Origin of the sequence: Oerskovia sp. NPDC056781, from assembly GCF_042789955.1 — a bacterium.
GTDB lineage: Bacteria > Actinomycetota > Actinomycetes > Actinomycetales > Cellulomonadaceae > Oerskovia > Oerskovia rustica.
This window is the reverse complement of the sequence record NZ_JBHUAD010000063.1, coordinates 1-18,621: the sequence shown is the minus strand read 5'-3', so window position 1 is coordinate 18,621 and position 18,621 is coordinate 1. Positions and strand designations below refer to the sequence as shown.

The following is an 18,621-nucleotide window of genomic DNA, read 5'->3' as shown; positions in this document are numbered from 1 at the left end:
CTTCTGTGGCTAGGCTCGTCGCCATGACCTCCGCGAGCGCAACGATCCCCGGGATGCACGTCACCGACCACGAGGTCGAGGTCCCCCTCGACTGGTTCGACGAGCGGGACTCGCGCCGGATCACGGTCTTCGCGCGCGAGCTCGTCGACCCGGCGCGGCGACGCGAGGACCTGCCGCTGCTCGTGTTCCTCCAGGGCGGCCCGGGCGGCAAGGGCCCCCGTCCGACGGGGCCCGAGGGCTGGGTGGGGACCATGCTCGCGACCCACCGGGTGATCCTGCTCGACCAGCGCGGCACGGGCCGCAGCTCGGCCGTGCGCGGCCGCTCGCTCGCGGCGCTCGGCGACGCGGCCGCGCAGGCCGAGTACCTCTCGCACTTCCGGGCCGACTCGATCGTCGCGGACGCCGAGCACCTGCGCCGCACCCTGTTCGGCGGTCGCCGCTGGGAGTCGCTCGGCCAGAGCTACGGCGGCTTCCTGACGCTCACGTACCTCTCGCGCGCACCGGAGGGGCTCGCGGCGTGCTACGTCACCGGGGGTCTGGCGGGCCTGGAGGCCGACGCCACCGAGGTCTACCGCCGCACGTACCCGCGCACCGCGGCCAAGCACGCCCGCTTCGCGGCGCGCTTCCCCGACGACGTCGCACGCCTCGCGCGCATCGCGGACAGGATCGCGGTGGGTGACGTCCTGCTTCCCGACGGTGACACGCTCTCCGTGCGCCGCCTCCAGACGCTCGGGATGGACTTCGGCATGAAGCCGGGCTTCGAACGCGTCCACTGGCTGCTGGACGAGGCGTTCGACCACGGCGACGACGACCTGAGCGACACGTTCCTCAGCGAGGTCAGGGACCTGACGTCGTATCTGACGAACCCGCTGTACGCGGTGCTGCACGAGTCGATCTACGCGTCGGGCCACGGGGCCACGGGCTGGGCCGCCGAGCGCGTGCGCGCCGAGCACCCGGAGTTCGACCCAGGGGCCCGGCCGCTGCTCTTCACGGGCGAGATGATCTACCCCTGGATGTTCGAGGAGATCGCGGGCCTGCGCGCCTTCCGCGGCGCGGCCGACGAGCTGGCGCGTCGTGAGGACTGGACCGAGCTGTACGACCTCGACGCGCTCGCGGCCAACGAGGTCCCCGTCGCCGCAGCCGTCTACTACGACGACATGTTCGTCGACGCCCACCTCTCCCTCGACACGGCGTCCAGGGTGGGGAACGTGCAGGCGCTCGTCACGAACGAGTTCGAGCACGACGGGCTGCGCACGGGTGACGTCCTGGAGCGGTTGCTCCCGCTCGTGGACCAGCAGGGCGGGCCGCTGCCCCGCGACTGACCCGCTCCGGCACGCTCTGTCTGCCGTCCCTCCCGGTGCGACCCAGCGGGGTGTCGCTCACCACGTAGCCCGCAAAATCGCTCCTCGTCACATAAAGTGGCACTCCGGAGAGCGGCGCGGTGCCGGCTCCAGTGCCAGAGGCGACGCAGCCGACGGCAGGCTGCCCGGGCACCTCACCAGGAGAGGGCGGGAGGCTGGATGCCGGTAGTGAGCACGACCCCCGGCAGACTGCACGGCGCTCCGCGACCACCCCACCTCGAGCTCGTGCGGGAGCGGCTCGTCGACCGGCTCGACGCCGACGCGGCCCTGCGCGTCGTCCGTGGCCCGTCGGGCGGCGGGAAGACCTCGCTCCTCGCCGAGTGGGCCCGACGACGAGGGGCCGAAGGGGTCTGGATCGCGACGTCGCCCGGCACGACCCGGACCGAGCTCTGGCGCACGGTCGCTCGCCGGGCCACCCAGTCCGGGCTGCTGCGCTCGGAGACGACGATCGGCCTCGACGAGCTGTCGACCGCCGCCCTGACCGTGCGGCTGGCCGAGGCATTCCTCACGGTCCGGGGCGAGGTCCTCGTCGTCGTCGACGACTATCAGAACGTCCGGGACGCCGAGGTCCACGAGGACGTCCTCGGGCTGCTGCGCGCCTGCCCGAACCTGTCGGTCGCGCTCGCGACGACCACGAGCTCGATGCTCGAGGCACCCGTCGTGGGCCTCGAGATGAACCGCACGGTGATCACCGCCGACCAGCTCCCGCTCACCCTGGACGAGACCGCGCGGATGCTGCGCCAGGTCGGGGCGGACCTCGACCCGGCGCAGACGCACGTGAGCACGGGCGGCCAGCCCCTCTACCTGCGGGTCGCGATGCTCGCCGCCGAGCTGGCCGGGTCCCACGGAACGCCCGCCCACGTCCAGGTCGCGGCCGAGCTGCTGCGGGCAGCGGTCGACAAGCAGCTCCAGGGCCCGTCGCGGCACCGGCTCGAGCTGTTCCTCGCGCGGTGCGTCGTCCCCGAGATCCTGACGGGCGACCTCGCGGTGGCCCTGACCCTCGACCCGGACGCTCCCGAGCTCCTGTCGGACCTCGAGGCGCGTGGCCTCGGCACGTGGGAACGGCGACCGACGGGGCTCGTCTTCGTGCTCTTCCCCGTCGTGCGCTCCCTCCTCCTGGAGACGTTCCGGCTCGAGGACCCCGAGGCGTCCCAGGTGGTGGAGGCGGCGACCGCTCGGTGGTACCTCCAGCACGGCTACCCGGTCGAGGCCGTCCGGCACGCGGTGACGGCGGGCGACCTGTCGATCGCCTCGGCCGCGGTGTCCCGCTACTGGACCCAGGTCTTCGAGGAGCGCACGATCGCGAGCCTCGACGTCCTGCGGGCGGTCCCGGTCGCGGAGCTGCGTCCCTGGCCCCTGCTCGCCGGGGCGCTCGCCCGCCACTACGACGCCGTCCCCGGCGGACGGGACGAGGCGATCGAGCTCTACCACGCAGCGCTCGCAGGGCTGCGGGTCGCGCCACGCCCCGCGACCCCGAGCGAGCGCGTGGTGCTCGAGGTCCTCGAGAGCCTCGCGCTGCGGTCGACCGGATCGGCCGAGCGCGCGCTCTACCCGGCACGTCGCGCAGGCCGCATGCTGAACGAGCTCCGGGTCACCGAACGACGCTCCATGGCGCGCGACCTGCCGCGGTTGCGCGCCGAGATCGCACGCTCGATGCTCCGCGGCGGTGCCGAGAACGAGTCCCTCGCGATCCTGGAGGACCTCGGCGACCCTCTCGGTGAGCCACCGGCGCTCCACGGTCTCGCGCTGCGGGCGCTCGCCCACGCCGTGCACGGCAACATGCCCGAGGCGCGCCGGGACCTGGCCGGCGTCGAGGCGTCCCGGCATGCCGAGACCACGCCGCGCCGCAGCCAGGACGTCTACCACCTGGCGCACGCCCTCGTGCGCATCGAGCGCTTCGACGCGCGCGGCGCGCAGGCCCACCTGGACGCCATGCGCCCCTTCCTCTCGACGCTCGAGTCGCGGCCGCAGTTCGCGCTGGCCCAGGCCTCGGTCGACCTCCTGACGTTCGAGCCGGCGCTGGGTGCCGAGCGGCTGCGCCGGTACATCGAGTCCGAGCGGGGGAGGCAGCGGATCTCCGTCCGGGACACCGACCAACTGGGCTACGCCGCCGGCCTGCTCGACCTCGCCCGTGGCCGGCTGGGTGCGGTCCACGCAACCCTGCGAGGCGCGTCCCCGTCGTCGGCGAGCGCCCCGCTCCTGCGCGCCCACCTCGCGCTGCTCACCGAGTCCTGGCAGGTCGCACGGGACGTCCTGGTCGAGCACACCCCACCGGTCGACGCGTCGCCGCGGCTGAGGGTCGCGCACTCGCTGCTCCTCGCGGCGGCGCTCGTCAACGGCTCCGACGAGTCGCACGCGTGCGACGCGCTGGGAAAGTTCGCGGCCGTCGCCGACGACCGCCAGCTGCTCTTCGCCCTCACGCTCCCCCCGCGACGGGAGCTCCTCGCGCTCGTCGAGCTGGCCGCCCGCAGCAAGGACAGGACGGCGCAGCGGGTCCTCGCGGCGGCAGGTCCCGTCCCCGAGAGGTTCGCCGCGATGGTGGGCTTCCCGCAGGCGCTCACGGACCGCGAGATCGTGGTGCTCGACAGCCTGCGACGGCACGCGACCGCGGTCGAGATCTCGCTGAGCCTGACCGTCTCGGTCAACACCGTCAAGAGCCAGCTCCGGTCCGTCTACCGCAAGCTGGGCGTGCGCCGCCGGGAGGACGCGCTCGCGAAGGGGATCGACCTGGGGCTCATCGTGGCCGACCACGTCGACCCGTCGTCGGCCCGGCACGAGCGGTGGTGACGTCCGACCCTCACGTCGCACGTCAGACGAGGTCGTCGACGATCCTGGCCGAGGCCCTCGTCCGCTCGTGCGACTCGGCGTCGTCGATCTGCTGGCCCGCCGCGACCAGGGCCGCGCGGCGGAGCCACGAGAAGACGACCAGGACGGGATAGGTGTCCTCGCCCACGTAGACGCGACGGCGCCAGGACGCCCAGGAGACGACGCGGGCCAGCACGGGGACCGGGTCGTCGAGCTCGTTGGCCCGGTGCGCGGCGTTCTCCCAGCCGTGCTCGGCGTCGCTCATGATCTGTGCACCCTCGCGGCCCAGCGGACGGGCGAGCGCAGCGAGGCCGATGTCCTCCCGGATCTCGGTGGCCTCGGTCGGGACGAGGTCCAGCCCGTCGCGATACGTCCCGAACGTTGCGGGGTCCACGTGACGCCAGGGGTCTTCGTCCGGCAGCGAGTCGAGGAGGTCGGTGAGGGTCCCCGCGAGGAGGGTCACGGCCCGCAACCGATGTCCTCGGGCCTGTTCCCGCATCGCCTCGAGATCGGCGACACGGTCGTAGGGATCGATCAGGGGTTCGACGAGCCCGACCGCCCACGCCGCCCAGGTGGTGTCGTCCCACGGGGCCGGGTTCGTCATCGCAGCATCGCCCGGGCACGCCGTCGACGGGCCGCCGAGAGCGTCCCCGACGGGACGTCGCCCGGGGTACGCCTCGTCGCCGAGGACGGTGCGCAGGTCCTGCCGCCCATGCTCCACCTCCTGCTCGTCTGCGTGTCCGCGCCCAGGTCGGCGAGCGATCGCCGACGCGGAAGTGTATCCATCACCGGTGCCGGTGCAGAAGGGGCGAACGACACGAACCGCCGCCCGTCCGGGTGAATTCCCGGGCTCGGGCCGCGGCAACTCCCAGCATGGCACCACCTATAGCAGCACCGAGGGTGAACTCCGGTGTGAAAACCGTGTTCAGACGTGAAAGTAGTGCGAAGCGGCCGCATGCTGATGGCATGAACGTGCGGCCCCCATCCGGCACGTGCCCGGACCGGGCACGTGAAGCGCGCTCCCTGCGTGTCGCGGAGGAGCAGCCCCTCGACGACGACCACGACGCACCCGCCGACGCGGTCCGCTCGGAGGTCGCGCGCATCGTCGCGCTCGACGACGACGCCAGCTACCGCACGGAGGTGTCCGCCTTCATCGCGGGCCACCGCGACCACTGGCGACGGATCGCCGCCCGGCTGTGCCGCACGAACTCGGTGCAGGTCGCCCAGCACCTCGAGGACGTCGAGTCGATCGTCGTGGAGACCGTCTGGGAGATGCTCGAGAAGTCGAGGCAGGACCCGGCCTACCTGGCCGGCATGCGCTCGTTCCTGGCGATCGTCGTCTACACCGCGCGCCCGAGGGTGCGCTCGTTCGTGGACCACGCGACGGCGCCCGCCTCGGGCATGGTCGCTGCCCAGCGTCGCCGACGCGAGCTCGCCCGCACGCGCGCCGAGCTCGCGGCACTGCGCGGCACCGTGCCGACCGTGCAGGAGGCGGTGCAGGCGACCAACGACCGGCTCGCCGCGCACCGTTCCGACGTCGTGCGGCAGGGCATGGTCGTCACCGAGGCCGACGAGCTGGTGCTGTTGGGGGCGCTGTGCTTCGACGAGGCCCTCGACTCCCCCGGTCTCGTCCAGGACGAGCTCGACTGCGTGCTGCACCCCGTCGAGGCGCCCACCCTGGTGCGCTCGGTCGTCGACGCGGCACGGGCCGAGAACCCGACGCGCGGCAAGGTCGCGGCCCTGTGGATGGCCGAGGCGTACGACGGCGGTGGTCCCCTCCCGGGTCAGGACACGGTCGTGTGGATCTCCCGGACGCTGGGCCTGCCCCGCCGGAGCACCGTGGCGCACATCGACCGGGTCCGTGAGCTCGCCGCCGCACGCCTGCGGGCGATGGGCATCGGTGCCGACCTCCTGGAGACGGCGTGAACACGATCCCCCGCCCGGGCGCCTCGGCGCAGGGCCCGGCCACGTCGGTCGTCGGCGCCACCTCGCCCCGACGTGCCCTCGCCCTGGCGCACCACCGCCGTGACGACGGCCGTACCAGCCTGCACTCCCGTGGGCAGGGGAGAACGCTGCATGTCTGACGCACGTCCTGCGGGCGGCCCCGTCGGGGTCGACGCACTGTCCGGTCTCGCCGCCCTGCCCGCCAGCGCCCGTGAGCACGCCCTCGCGGAGTTCTGGGCCTCTCGCGCCGGCGAGCTCGCACGCGAGGCACGGCGCGTCGTGCGGGCGCACCTGGTGGCTCCCGCCGACCGCACGGCGGCGCTCGACGCCGTGACGACGGCCCAGCAGGCGCTGCTCCGCGACGTCGCGGCGGGTCACCGGAGCATCGATCCCCGGACCTGGGTGCCCACACTGCGCGCCGAGTCTGCACGGGCCGTGCGCCGGTCGGCCGCCCAGGGGGCCGTCGCCGTGGCGCCGTACCGGCAACGGCTCGCGGCGCAGCGCGCGAACCTGCTCGCGGTGCGTGAGACGGCGGCTGACCGCGTCCCGCCCGCCGCGAGCCCTCGACCGGCCGTCGTCACCGTCGGGCCGACCGGGGTCAAGTCGGCCGTCCCTCCGTCCGCCCCCCTCGCGGACGGGGCCGACGTGGCGCCTGTCCTGAAGACCCCGGTAGGGCTCGCGGCCCGCAGGACCACCGGGTCGGCCGGCATGCCCCGGCACGCCCGCCGGCGGCCCGGAACCGTCCTGGGCCACGGCATGTCGCCCCGGAAGTCGTTGAGATGGAGTGCGGCGGCGCTGCTGTCGACCGTGACGATCGTCGTCGGCGCGGCGGTGGCCCCCGCCGAGGAGCGCCCGGTCGACGAGACGGGCACGTCGAACGTGTCGTTCGTCGACCGGCTCACGATGCCCATCGTCGGCCTGTGGGACAACCTCGTCGGCAACGGCAAGGACAAGGAACCCGGCGCCGTCGTGCCGGTCCCCGTCGACTCGCCCACCACACCCCCTCCCGCGGTGCAGCAGCCACCGGCTCCGACGGTCCCGCCGCCCCCCGTCGCGCCCGCGGTACCCGTCGCGCCCGTCCCGGGCACCGGGACCGGTGGCCCGCAGGCCCCCCAGGAGGGCGGCCGGCACGGCAACGGCAGCAGCTGGCGCGACCACGACGACCTCGGTCGCGCGGAGTGGCACGAGCGCGACGACGAGGACGACGACCGGGACGACGACGACGAACGGCGCGGCGACCGGCACGGGCGCGACGATCAGCGGGGCCACGGGCGGGGCGACGGGGACCGGGACGACGACCGCGGCAACGGTCACCGCAACGACCGGTCGGACAGGTCGCGCGGCCGGAGCCGGAGCGTCAGCGAGCGCCGTCACGGCCGCGCGAGCTCGGTCCCCCGCGTCTAGCGCGCACGGACCACCTGGTACGGCGGTAGCCGTGAGCTCCCGCCGAGGTGCCGAGGACCCTGGGGACCCGTGTGCCGCGTCGCGTCGTCGGGGGCTCAGGACGCCGGACGCAGCGCGAGCAGGGCACGCACCTCGTCGGCGGTCGTGTCGGTCGCGACGGCGGCACGGTTGTCCTCGGCCACCTGGTCGACGATCTCCGCCCGGTGGATCCGCACGTCGCGCGGTGCCTCGATCCCGATCCGCACGCCGTCGCGTCCCGCGGAGACCACCGTCAGGACGATGTCCTCGCCCACGAGGATCCGTTCGCCCACCTTGCGCCCCAGCACCAGCATCGACGTCCTCCTGACGTTCGCGAATGTCGTCCTGACCTTCCGGGGCACCTATGCGCGCCGAGCGGCCGTCAGTCCGCGTCCCATCCCACGGGCAGCCCGAGGAGCTGGACCGTCTCCGGGGTCCGGGTCAGCGACCGTCCCACGACGACCATGGCGTGCACGTGCACGACACCGCGCAGCCCGTCGACCCAGGCGGCGGTGTCCGCGTGCTTGCGCGAGGCGTCGACCACGACCCACACCTGCTCGGGCGCGAGGACGTCGAGGATCCGGAGCCCGTCGGCGAGATCGGTCGTGAGGCCGACGGCGACCGCGGTCGACGTGCCGGCGTGCACGCCGCGAGCCCTCGCCTCGGTCGCGCTGCGATGGTCCACGACCCGGGGGGCGTCGGCGTCACGCGCCTGCCCCGCAGAGGCCGTGAGGAGCCCGAGACGGCCGCGCATCGCGTGAGCGACGGCCACCGCGTCGCCTCCCAGGCCGACGAGCGCGACGAGGTCTCCCGGGGCGGTCGACGGGCCGGTCTCCCTCGGGCCCCCGGTGCGCTCGGGGAGGGCCGTCTCGGCGATCAGCTCGTCCAGCATCGCCGCGAAGTCGTCACCCCCGGTCGACATCTCGAGGTCCTCCGACCTCGACGGCTCGAGCCGGTCGGCGTCGTCGGCGTCGTCGAGGAGTGCGGCGATCCCCGCCCTGCGCGCCGCCGGGAAACGGACGGGGTGGTCGGTGACGTGGAGCGCGGGCGGCGAAGCGACCTCGATCACGGCCTCGTAGTGCTGCCTGCCGAAGAGTCCCTTGATGCCGCCCGTGATGATCCGCTCGGCCGACACGATCCGTACGTCGGGGCCGTGCTCGCGCCGTGCCTCGTCGAGGATGGCCTCCAGGGTGTCACCCGCGAGCCGCAATCGCCGGGGCATCGTTCACCACCCCGACCGTCTCGATGAGGGCGTTCCCCGAGGTGACCTCCGTGTAGGAGAGCACCGCCAGGTCGGGCAGCTGGGTCGCCACGAGGCGACGGACGGCCGGACGAAGGGACGGCGCGCAGACCAGGACGACGTCGTGGCCGGCCCCTCGGGCGGCCTCGGCCACGTCGGCGACCGAGGTGCGGAAAGCGTCGAGCCGCGCCGGGTCCACGACGATGACCGTGCCGTGCTCACCGCCCGGCTGCCGCCCGGCGAGCATGGCCTGCTCGAGCACGGGCGCGATCGTCACGACGCGGATCGTGCCGTCGACCGTGTACCGCGCCGGGATCGCGGGGCCGAGCACCGACCGCGCCGACTCGACGAGGTGCTCGGCGTCGGTGGAGCGCCGGGCCGCGAGCGCGAGCCCCTCGTAGATGCGAGGCAGGTCGTTGATCGCGACGCGCTCCTCGAGCAGGCCCTGGAGCACGCGCTGGATCTCGGCGAGGGACAGCAGGGTCGGGGTGAGCTCGTCGACCGCCGAGGGGTTGGTGCGCTTGACCTCGTCGGTGAGCACACGGACGTCCTCGCGCGAGAGCAGCCTGGCGGCGTTGGCCGAGATGATCGCCGACAGGTGGGTGACGAGGACCGAGACGCGGTCGACGACCGTGGCCCCGGCCATCTCGGCGCTGTGCCGCATCTCGACGGGCACCCACTTTCCCTCCATGCCGAACACCGGGTCCACGGTGACCTGCCCGGGCAGCGACCCCAGGTTGTCGCCCAGCGCGAGGACCTTGCCCGCGGGCGCCTGGCCTCTGCCCGCCTCGACCCCCGCGATCCGCACGGCGTACGTCGACGCGACCAGCTCGATCGAGTCGCGGGTGCGCACGGGCGGCACGACGACGCCCAGGTCCATCGCGATCTTGCGCCGCAGGGCACGCACGCGCCCCAGCAGGTCGTCGTGCGCGCCCGTGACGAGGTCGACGAGGTCGGGCGCCAGCAGGATCTCCAGCGCGTGCACGCGCATCTGCTCGATGAGGTTCTCCGTGCCGTCCGACGACGCGGCCGCGCCCTGCTCGAGCTGCTCGGCCGCGGCCCGCGCGACCTCGGCCCGGTCCTGGCGCGCCTTGATCTGCTGCGCCGCGACGAGGAGACCGATCCCGAGCACGATGAACGGCAGCTTGGGCATGCCCTCGATGAACGCCATCGCGAACGAGGCGACACCGGCGATCGCGACGGCCTGGCGCGACTGGACGAGCTGGCTCGAGGCCTGCGAGCCGACGTCGCCCTCGCCCGAGTTGGAACGGGTCACGATCATGCCCGTCGCGACGGCCATGAGCAGTGCCGGGACCTGGGTCACCAGACCGTCGCCGATCGTCAGGATCGAGTAGGTGTCGACCGACTCCCCGACGGGCATGCCGTGCATGACGACGCCGATGACGATGCCGCCGACCAGGTTGATGATCGTGATGACGACGCCCGCGATCGCGTCGCCCTTGACAAACTTCGAGGCACCGTCCATCGCACCGTAGAAGTCGGCCTCCGCGGAGACCTCGGCGCGGCGCGCACGGGCGTCGGTCTCCGAGATGAGTCCCGCGTTGAGGTCCGCGTCGATCGCCATCTGCTTGCCCGGCATCGCGTCGAGGGTGAAGCGCGCACCGACCTCGGCGACGCGCTCGGCACCCTTGGTGATCACGAGGAACTGGATGACCACCAGGATCAGGAACACGACCATGCCGATGACGAGGTTCCCGTTGACCACGACGTGGCCGAACGCGCTGATGACCTCGCCCGCGTACCCGTTGCCCAGCACGAGGCGGGTCGAGGCGACGTTGAGGCCCAGACGGAAGAGCGTCGCGACCAGCAGCAACGACGGGAAGACCGAGAAGTCGAGCGGCTTGGTGACGAACATCGACGTCAGCAGGATCACGAGCGAGAGCAGGATGTTGACGATGATGAGCACGTCGAGCATCCCCGCGGGGATCGGCACGACGAGCAGCAGGACGATGCCGACGACGCCGAGCGGGACGGCGATCATGGCGAGGGAGCGGTTCTTCACGCGGAACCCTGGTCCTTCCCGGTCCGGAGCGGTGGCAGGTGCTGCCGCGACTCCCTATGCACGTCGGATCGGCGGCAGCGGGGGTCGGCGGCCGGCACGTCCCGCCCCCCGCGGTGAGCGTCCAGCATCACGCCGTGCGCTCCTCGCCCGCTCCCGTGGCGTCCTCGTCCGCCGGCCACTCCCCCGGTGCGATCGCCGGGCGGCCCAGCCGGTGCGGCACGGAGGAGACCGCGGCCCCGCGGCGCGAGAGGGCCATGACGAACGCGAGCACGCGCGCGACCGCCATGTAGAGCTCGACCGGCACCTCCTGCCCGACGTCGCACACCTTGTGGAGCGCGCGGGCGAGCTGGACGTCGCGGACCATCGGCACCCGGGCCTCCTCGGCCTTCTCACGAATACGCGCGGCCAGGTGGTCAGCGCCCTTGGCGACGACGCGCGGCGCCGACCTGCCCGCCTCGTAGCGGATCGCGACGGCGACGTGCGTGGGGTTCACGATCACGACGTCGGCGTCCGCCACCGCTGCGAGCATGCGGTTGCGCGACAACGAGCGCGCCATCGAGCGGCGCTGCGACTTCACCATGGGGTCGCCGTCGCTGTTCTTGTGCTCGTCCTTGAGCTCCTTCTTCGTCATGCGAGTCTTCTTGCGGTTGCGCTTGGCGACGACGAGCACGTCGAGCAGCGCGAGCGAGATCCCCGCCGCCGTCGCCCACAGCAGCAGCGCCCTGACCCCCGACCCGGCGGCCTCCAGCAGCGACGCCACGGGCAGCCCGCCCGCCGACAGCAGCACGGGCATGAGCGACTGGATCACGACGTACAGCACGACCCCGACCACGGTCGTCTTGAGCAGCGCCTTCACGCCGTTCCACAACGCCTGGGGGCCGAGGATCCGCTTGAACCCGGAGACCGGGTTGAACTGCTGGAACTCGCCGCGGAACTTCTTCAGGTGCAGGCCGCCCTGCACGACCGAGCCGATGACCGCGGCGAGCGCGACCGCCGCGAGCAGCGCTCCGATCGTGGGCAGGACCGAGCGGAGCGCCTCCTGCAGGAGCACGAGGGCCACGGCGGGCTCGGGCTTGTCGATCACGGTGCGGATCGACAGGACCTGCTCGGTCGCGGCACCGGCCGCTTTGCCGAGCGTCAGGGGCAGCAGGGCCCCCGCGACCCCGATCCCGATCCAGGCCGTGAGGTCCTGCGACCGGCTGAGCTGACCCTTCTCGTGGACCTCCTTCATCTTGCGGTCGGAGGCCTGCTCGGTCCTCTCCTCGGACGTGTCCGCCATCAGCCCACGCCTCCCATCAGCTTCAGGGCCTGCGCCGTGAGCGCGGACAGGGCGTGCGGCAGGGCGACGAGCACCGTCCCGACGAGCGAGAGGGTCAGGAAGATCTTGAGCGGGAAGCCGAGCGCGAACGCGTTGAGCGCCGGGGCGACACGGGTGACCAGGCCCAGTCCGACGTCGGCCAGGAAGAGGACCACGACGATGGGCCCGGCGATCTGGAGACCGGCGACGAACGACCCCGTGAGCGCGTCGACGAAGGCCCCGGCCGGGACCTCGGCGAACGTCCCGACGGGCACGACGTCGTACGAGCGCGCGAGGCCCAGGACCACGAGCTGGTAGGCGTCCGACGTGAACATCAGGACGACCGTCGCCAGTGCGAACAGGCGCGTGAACTGCGACCCGCTCACGTTCGTCTGCGGGTCGAACGCCATGCCGACCGAGAAGCCGCCGAACAGGTCGAGGTGTGAGCCGGCCGCGGTCACGGCCGAGAACACGATCATGACGAGCGTGCCCAGCATCGCGCCCGTGGCGGCCTCGGCGACCACGTGGGCGAAGAACGTGGCCGTGCCCACCGCCTCGTACGTCGGCGCGACCCGGCTCGAGACCACCAGCCCCAGCGAGACCGCGAGGATGGCACGCACCTGGCGCGGGATGGCCTTGTGGGAGAACGGCGGCGCGAGCAGCATGAACGCGGCCAGGCGGACCCCGGCGAGCAGGGTCGCCTGGAGCCACGCCTGGTCGATGTCGAACGTCACCGACGTCAGCCGCCGCCCAGCAGCGACGGGATGAGGTCGAACATCGCGTGCGTGAACGAGACCAGCTCGCCGATCATCCAGTTGCCGCACACGATGAGCGCGACGGCGACCGCCGCGGCCTTCGGCACGAACGAGAGCGTGACCTCCTGGATCTGGGTCACGGACTGCACGAGCGAGATCGAGAACCCCACGACGAGGGACGTGATCAGGACCGGGGCCGCGAGCTTCGCGGCCAGGATCATCGCCTGGGTCGCGATGTCGAGGACGGCCGAGGTCTCCATGTCACCCCACCCCGTACGAGCCGATGAGCGAGGTGGTGATGAGCCCCCACCCGTCGACGAGGACGAACAGCAACAGCTTGAAGGGCAGCGAGATCATGGTGGGCGGGAGCATCATCATGCCCATGCTCATGAGCGCCGCCGCCACGACCAGGTCGATCACGAGGAACGGCACGAAGATCACGAAGCCGATAATGAACGCGGCCCGCAGCTCCGAGATCACGAACGCCGGGACGAGCGTGGTCAGCGGCACGTCCGCCATGGTCGCCGGGTTGTCGAGGTCGGCCGCGCGCGTCATGAGCGCGAGGTCCTCCTCGCGCGTGTGCGCCAGCATGAACTCCCGCAGCGGCTGGGAACCCGCGTCGAGCGCCTGGCTGAACGTCGTGGAACCCTCGAGGTAGGGCTGGACGGCGGCGTCGTTGATCTCGCCGAACACGGGCCACATGATGAACATCGACAGGAACAGCGCGAGCCCCGCGAGGACCATGTTGGGCGGTACGGTCCCCGTGCCGAGCGCGTTGCGCGTCAGCGACAGCACCACGAAGATCTTCGTGAACGACGTCATCATGAGCAGCAGCGTCGGGGCCAGCGACAGCAGCGTGATGCCCACGAGCGTCACGAGCGACGACGACGGCTCACCGTTCGGGCCGTTGATCTCGACCGAGAAGCTGCTGCCCCCGTCAGGGGCGGTCGGGTCGACGGGAGCCGTCGGGGCAGTGGGATCGGTCGGGGCGGCGCTCGCGGACGGGGCGAGCAGCACGGTCGCCACGAGGACGAGCACGACGAGGAGCAGGGCCGCGGCCAGCGCCACGGCGCGGCGCGCCTCCTGGCGCGCCGGGACGACGACGGTCATCGCCTGGGCCCCCACACGGCACGGGCGGCCTGGCGCCAGGTGTCGACAGCCAGGAAGGAGCGCACCGCGGCCGGGTCCAGCCCCGCGGAGGTCACGCCCGACGGCGCAGCGGCCGCGGCGGTCACGGCCACCGTGCGTCCGGGCCGGGCCGGTGCGGCGACCGACGCGAGCGGAGTCTCGTCGAGCCAGACCTGCGCGGCCAGGACGGCCTCGTCGAACGACGGGCTCGTCGGGCGCCCGGCGAGGACGCCCGCGAGGACCGGGTCGGTCCCGTCCACCACGTCGGCTGGCGCTCCCTGCTCGACCGCCGCGTCCGCAGCCCCGCCCGACGGGGCGGCTGCGGTCCGGGGACCGGCCGCCGACTTCACCACGTTGAAGGGACCGAGGCGGCTCGCCGTCGCGTCGCGCACCGCATGCTTGGGGCCGGCGGGCGCGGCCGCCGTGGCCGTCGCGGGGGCCGGCCCCTGGTCGATCACCGTGACCGACGACTCGGTGACCCCGAGCAGGTAGCGGGTGCCGCCAGAGTCGAGGAGCACCGCGGCGCTCTTCTGGCTCAGCCCCTGGCGGGCGACGACGGTGAGCTGTGCGCCGCGTCCCCCGGGCGTCTGGCGCCTGCTCCGGTCGGCGACGCGGTACGACAGCCACAGCAGCCCCATGACGACCGCCAGGGAGAAGGCGACCCGCAGCACGGTGGTGACGTCCACGGGCTCAGTCGTCCGCGTCGAGGATCTTGGTGATCCGCACGCCGTAGTCGCCACCGTCGACGACCACGACCTCCCCCTTGGCGATGGTCCGGCCGTTGAGCTGCACGTCGGCGGGCGCGCCTGCCGAGCGGTCGAGCTCGACGACGGCGCCGGGTTCGAGGTTGAGCACCTCGCGCACGGGCATCCGCGTGTGCCCGACGACGACGGCGAGCCGCATCTCGACGTTGGAGATGCGCGCGAGCCGGCTGCCCGTCATGGCCTCGTCGGGCAGGCCGCGCAGGGTCTTGCGCGCGCGGACCACGAACCAGCCGGCCGTCGGCCCGCCGCCCGCGGAGAGCTCGAAGACGACGGCCTCCTCGTCCTCGAACAGCTCGGTCGCGTCGGCGACACGGACGTCGCCGAGCACACCGACGCCCGTCGTGGCGCCCGCTGCCTCGAGCGCCGGGCGCAGGAGGTCGGTCACGTCGAGGGTCGGGGTCTCGGACGCGTCGGCGAGGGAGGTCTCGTCGATGAGTGCGAGCGCCATGTCGGTCCCCGTGTCCCCGACGTACGAGGCGACGACCGCGGTCACGGCCTGGGGGCCGACCGGAGCGCCGCCCGAGAGCGCGGCGGAGAGAGGCGTGCTCGTGGGGACGAGCTCGACGAGCGCCCGTGCGGCCTCGACCGCGGCCTCGACGGCCGTGCGGTCGGCGGTGGTGGCGGTACTCATGCTTCAGTTCTCCTCGGTGGTGACGATGCGGCAGGCGAGGCGCGAGCCGGACGAGCCGACCGCGCCGCGTGCCAGGACGTGGCCGTCGACGATGACGTCGAGCGGGCGGGACCGGTTGTGCGGCAGGCGGACGACGTCGCCGACGGCGAGCTCGACGACCTCGACCGGCGTCATGACCGCGCTCGACAGCTCGACGGTGACGTCGACCAGGGACCGGGCGAGGTGTCGCCGGGTGCGGGCGGCTGCGTCGGCCGGGTCGTCGGCCGGGTTGGCCTCGCCGAGGTGCGGCAGCAGAGCGGTCGCCGGCAGGGCGAGGGTCGCTGTGCACGGCCCGTCGCCGACGCGCAGGTTGAACTCCGCCACGATCATGAGCTCGGCGGTCGGCGCGGCCTGGACGAACTGGGAGTTGTGCTGGATCGAGCCGATCTTCAGCGGCGTCTCCAGGAGCCGGCCCATCGAGTGGCGCAGGTCGCGCAGCGTCTCGGTGACCAGCGAGGTGACGAGGGCGCGCTCGACGTCGGTGAACTTGCGGTCGATCGCCGGGATGTAGGGACCGGCGCCGAGCATGTGCGCGATCCACGTCAGGGCGTCGGTGTGCGGGAACTGCAGCACCGCCCGCGGGCTGACACCGTCGATCTCGCACACGACGACCGCGGTCGTGACCGGCAGGTCCGCCACGTAGTCGTCGTACGTGCGCATGGTCACCGCCGCCAGGCTCACCTGGGAGACGACCCGGACCCGTGCCGTGAGCTGCGTGCCCCACTGACGGGCGAAGCTCTCGAACGCCATCTCGAGGATGCGGTGGTGCTCACGCACGAGCGTCGTCGGGCGACGGAAGTCGTAGACCTCTACCTTGCGCCGTTCGGCGGGACCCTGGACCCTGACGGGTGTCGTCGTGCTCACGTCGGTCTCCTATGCAGGCAGGCGACGGAGAGCCTGCACGCCGACCGGACCGGCAGCGGCGGGCACCACCGATCACGCCCGGACCCGCCAGGAGGTGCCGTCGGAGTGTCAGCCGGTCTCGGCCGTGGCCTCTGCCGCGCCCGCGAGGGCCGCACGCTGCGCCGACTCCGCCGCCGGGACGTCCGCCGCGGTGAGCGTGCCACCGAGGACCTCGGGGATGAGCGCTCGCACGGCCTCGGGCTGCGCGGACAGGACCATGATGTCGACGCGCCGGTTGGCGGCCAGCGCCTCGGGGTGCGTCCCCCCGGCGAGCGGCCGGGCGGACCCGAACCCCACGGCGGCGATCCGGTGCTCGGTCAGGCCGCTGTGCTCGACGAGGTGGCGCAGGACCGACGTGGCGCGCGACGACGACAGCTCCCAGTTCGTGGGGAAGCGAGATCCCACGGTCGACTTGTAGTCGGCGTTCCCCTCGACCTGGATCTCGTAGGGCGTCGGAGCGAGCACGGGGCCGATGACCTGCAGGACCGAGCGCGCCTCCTCGGTGAGGTCGGCGCTGCCCGGCGAGAAGAACGTGTCGGCCGACACCAGGCGCACCGTGAGGCCGCGCTCGTCGATCTCGAACCTCACGGTCTCGGACATCCCGTAGGCGTCGAGGTCCTTCGCCATCGCGTCGCGCAGCCCGGTCAGGTCGGCGACCTCGGCCAGGGCCCGTTCGAGGTCGGTCTCGACGTCGGCAGGAGGTTCTGTGGCCGGGTTGTCGATGACCGCCTCCACGACGTCGGCGTCCTCGATCGTGCCGAAGCCTGCCGCGAGCGACGACTTGAGCTGCTGGTACTTGTCCTGGTCGACCGAGCTGATGGCGAACAGCACGATGAACAGGCACATGATGACCGTGACCATGTCCATGTAGGAGACCATCCAGCGGCCGCTGCCGCTCGTGTCGTGGCCTCCCCCGCCTCCACCGCCGCCGCCACCTCGCCGGCGCCGACCGTGCCCCGCCGAGCGGCCGCTCATCAGGCGGCCTTGCCCGTGGGCAGCGACCAGTCGGGGACCATGGTCTTGAGCCGCTCGTCGATGACGCGGGCTCGGGCGCCCGCCTGGATCGACATGTATCCCTCGAGGAGGACGTCGAGGCGCTGGATCTCGAGGTCGGAGATGCGCTTGAGCTTGGCGCCGATGGGCAGCCAGATGAAGTTCGCCGACAGGATGCCCCACAGCGTCGCGATGAACGCGGCGGCGATCATGTGGCCGAGCTGGGCCGGGTCCGACAGGTTCTCCAGCACGTGCGTCAGCGACACGACGGTGCCGACGATCCCGATCGTCGGGGCGTACCCGCCGATGGCGTTGTAGAAGTCGTAGGCGACGGCGTCCTCACGGCTCTTGGTCTCGATCCGCTCCTCGAGCAGGGTGCGGAGCTGGTCGGCGTCGGCACCGTCCGCCAAGGACTGGAGGGCGCTGCGCTGGAACGGGTCGTCGGTCTTCTGCGACTCCGCCTCGAGCGCGAGGAGACCTCCGTCGTTCTGCACGATCTCGGCGGCACGCACGACCTCCTCGATCGCGTCGGCCGGTCGGGCCGGCTTGCTCACGAACGCCCTCGGCAGCGCCTTGATCGCCTGGAGCGCGTCGCGCACCGTGCCCGACGCGACCGCGACGAGGATGCTGGCACCGAAGACGAGGATGATCGGCGCGGGCAGCAGGATCGACGTGATCTGGGCTCCCTCGAGGAGCACCATCGCGACGAGCGCACCGAACGCGAACAGGATGCCGATGATGGTTGCGGGATCCATGGGGCCTACTTCCTCGGGGTGGGGAGCGGGGTCACGGCGACCGGGGCCCGGTCGTCGGCCTCTGGATCGGGCCGGTCCGGCACGATGCCGAGCGGCGTGCGCTCACCGATGCTGGTCATGGACTGTGCGAGCAGCAGCACGCGGGCCTTGTGCTCCTCGACCAGTCGGATCACGTCCTCCATCGACTCGGTGACGATGTATCGAGAACCGTCGATCAAGGTGACCCGGGTGTCCGGGTTGGTCTCGACACGGGCCACGAGGTCCGCGTTGATCGCGATGCGCTCGGAGCTGAAGCGCGTGAGGACGATCACGGTTCCACCTTCGGGTCGGTTCGGTCGGAGGGGGCGAGGGCGACGAGCGAGGCCTCTCGGGGCGCGTTGCACCGCCGGTCGGCCGAGCCCCGCTGATCCGTACTCTCGGCAGCCCCCGTGCTCTCGTGAACGGGGAGGGTGGCTGAACAGTTCGGGCAGGTCGGGCAGGTCGGGCCGGTCGGGCAGGTCAGGCCTGGTCCCCCCGGGGGCCGGCGCACGACGGCGCCCCCGGGACGAACCGTCCCGGGGG

18 protein-coding genes are annotated in these 18,621 nt (G+C 72.7%); 4 read left to right on the top strand and 14 right to left on the bottom strand.

What is annotated here, in order from left to right; translation table 11 throughout:
- Positions 1–23: 23 nt before the first annotated feature.
- Together ACFRCR_RS07935 and ACFRCR_RS07930 are read left to right on the top strand one after the other, a co-directional pair.
- Positions 24–1,322 carry an alpha/beta fold hydrolase gene (locus ACFRCR_RS07935; protein WP_377676577.1) on the top strand — a complete coding sequence of 433 codons (1,299 nt, stop codon included), beginning with the start codon at positions 24–26 and terminating at the stop codon, positions 1,320–1,322.
- Positions 1,323–1,529: 207 nt separating this feature from the next.
- Positions 1,530–4,148: an AAA family ATPase gene (locus tag ACFRCR_RS07930; protein WP_377676573.1), complete on the top strand. Its 2,619-nt coding sequence runs from the start codon at positions 1,530–1,532 to the stop codon at positions 4,146–4,148.
- 22 nt (positions 4,149–4,170) lie between these two features.
- Here ACFRCR_RS07930 and ACFRCR_RS07925 read toward each other — a convergent pair whose 3' ends face one another.
- Positions 4,171–4,770: a hypothetical protein gene (locus tag ACFRCR_RS07925; RefSeq protein ID WP_377676571.1), complete on the bottom strand. Its 600-nt coding sequence runs from the start codon at positions 4,768–4,770 to the stop codon at positions 4,171–4,173.
- Positions 4,771–5,132: 362 nt separating this feature from the next.
- Here ACFRCR_RS07925 and ACFRCR_RS07920 point away from each other — a divergent pair, with 362 nt between their 5' ends.
- Positions 5,133–6,092: a hypothetical protein gene (locus ACFRCR_RS07920; protein WP_377676569.1), complete on the top strand. Its 960-nt coding sequence runs from the start codon at positions 5,133–5,135 to the stop codon at positions 6,090–6,092.
- A 150-nt stretch (positions 6,093–6,242) separates the two neighbouring features.
- Positions 6,243–7,514, top strand: a complete 1,272-nt coding sequence (locus ACFRCR_RS07915; RefSeq protein WP_377676567.1) for a hypothetical protein — start codon at positions 6,243–6,245, stop codon at positions 7,512–7,514.
- 95 nt (positions 7,515–7,609) lie between these two features.
- Here the strand turns inward: ACFRCR_RS07915 and csrA are convergent, their stop codons facing one another.
- The 13 genes from csrA to ACFRCR_RS07850 form a co-directional block, all read right to left on the bottom strand.
- Positions 7,610–7,846 carry a carbon storage regulator CsrA gene (gene csrA, locus ACFRCR_RS07910; protein WP_377676565.1) on the bottom strand — a complete coding sequence of 79 codons (237 nt, stop codon included), beginning with the start codon at positions 7,844–7,846 and terminating at the stop codon, positions 7,610–7,612.
- 68 nt (positions 7,847–7,914) lie between these two features.
- Positions 7,915–8,754: a hypothetical protein gene (locus ACFRCR_RS07905; RefSeq protein WP_377676563.1), complete on the bottom strand. Its 840-nt coding sequence runs from the start codon at positions 8,752–8,754 to the stop codon at positions 7,915–7,917.
- Positions 8,726–10,774, bottom strand: coding sequence for a flagellar biosynthesis protein FlhA (locus ACFRCR_RS07900; RefSeq protein WP_377676575.1), 2,049 nt, complete (start codon positions 10,772–10,774; stop codon positions 8,726–8,728). Before ACFRCR_RS07900 ends, ACFRCR_RS07905 begins: the two co-directional genes overlap by 29 nt.
- A gap of 148 nt (positions 10,775–10,922) precedes the next feature.
- On the bottom strand, positions 10,923–12,074 hold the full coding sequence (locus ACFRCR_RS07895) for a flagellar biosynthesis protein FlhB (RefSeq protein ID WP_377676561.1): 1,152 nt from the start codon (positions 12,072–12,074) through the stop codon (positions 10,923–10,925).
- Positions 12,074–12,826: a flagellar biosynthetic protein FliR gene (locus ACFRCR_RS07890; protein WP_377676559.1), complete on the bottom strand. Its 753-nt coding sequence runs from the start codon at positions 12,824–12,826 to the stop codon at positions 12,074–12,076. The genes ACFRCR_RS07895 and ACFRCR_RS07890 overlap by 1 nt, the downstream gene beginning before the upstream one ends.
- Before the next feature lie 5 nt (positions 12,827–12,831).
- Complete coding sequence (locus ACFRCR_RS07885; protein WP_030152072.1) at positions 12,832–13,107, bottom strand: flagellar biosynthetic protein FliQ; 276 nt, start codon at positions 13,105–13,107, stop codon at positions 12,832–12,834.
- 1 nt (position 13,108) lies between these two features.
- A complete protein-coding gene (gene fliP, locus ACFRCR_RS07880) occupies positions 13,109–13,957 on the bottom strand; it encodes a flagellar type III secretion system pore protein FliP (RefSeq protein WP_377676557.1) in 849 nt (282 codons plus the stop codon).
- On the bottom strand, positions 13,954–14,661 hold the full coding sequence (locus ACFRCR_RS07875) for a FliO/MopB family protein (RefSeq protein WP_377676555.1): 708 nt from the start codon (positions 14,659–14,661) through the stop codon (positions 13,954–13,956). The genes fliP and ACFRCR_RS07875 overlap by 4 nt, the downstream gene beginning before the upstream one ends.
- A 4-nt stretch (positions 14,662–14,665) precedes the next feature.
- Positions 14,666–15,370, bottom strand: coding sequence for a flagellar motor switch protein FliN (fliN, locus tag ACFRCR_RS07870; RefSeq protein WP_138825759.1), 705 nt, complete (start codon positions 15,368–15,370; stop codon positions 14,666–14,668).
- Positions 15,371–15,373: 3 nt separating this feature from the next.
- Positions 15,374–16,273 carry a flagellar motor switch protein FliM gene (locus ACFRCR_RS07865; RefSeq protein WP_377676553.1) on the bottom strand — a complete coding sequence of 300 codons (900 nt, stop codon included), beginning with the start codon at positions 16,271–16,273 and terminating at the stop codon, positions 15,374–15,376.
- A gap of 108 nt (positions 16,274–16,381) precedes the next feature.
- Complete coding sequence (locus ACFRCR_RS07860) at positions 16,382–17,287, bottom strand: flagellar motor protein MotB (protein WP_377676551.1); 906 nt, start codon at positions 17,285–17,287, stop codon at positions 16,382–16,384.
- Entirely contained in the window at positions 17,287–18,060 is a 774-nt protein-coding gene (locus tag ACFRCR_RS07855; RefSeq protein WP_138825763.1) for a motility protein A, read from the bottom strand. The genes ACFRCR_RS07860 and ACFRCR_RS07855 overlap by 1 nt, the downstream gene beginning before the upstream one ends.
- A 5-nt stretch (positions 18,061–18,065) precedes the next feature.
- Positions 18,066–18,371, bottom strand: coding sequence for a flagellar FlbD family protein (locus ACFRCR_RS07850; RefSeq protein ID WP_191796683.1), 306 nt, complete (start codon positions 18,369–18,371; stop codon positions 18,066–18,068).
- Positions 18,372–18,621 lie beyond the last annotated feature (250 nt).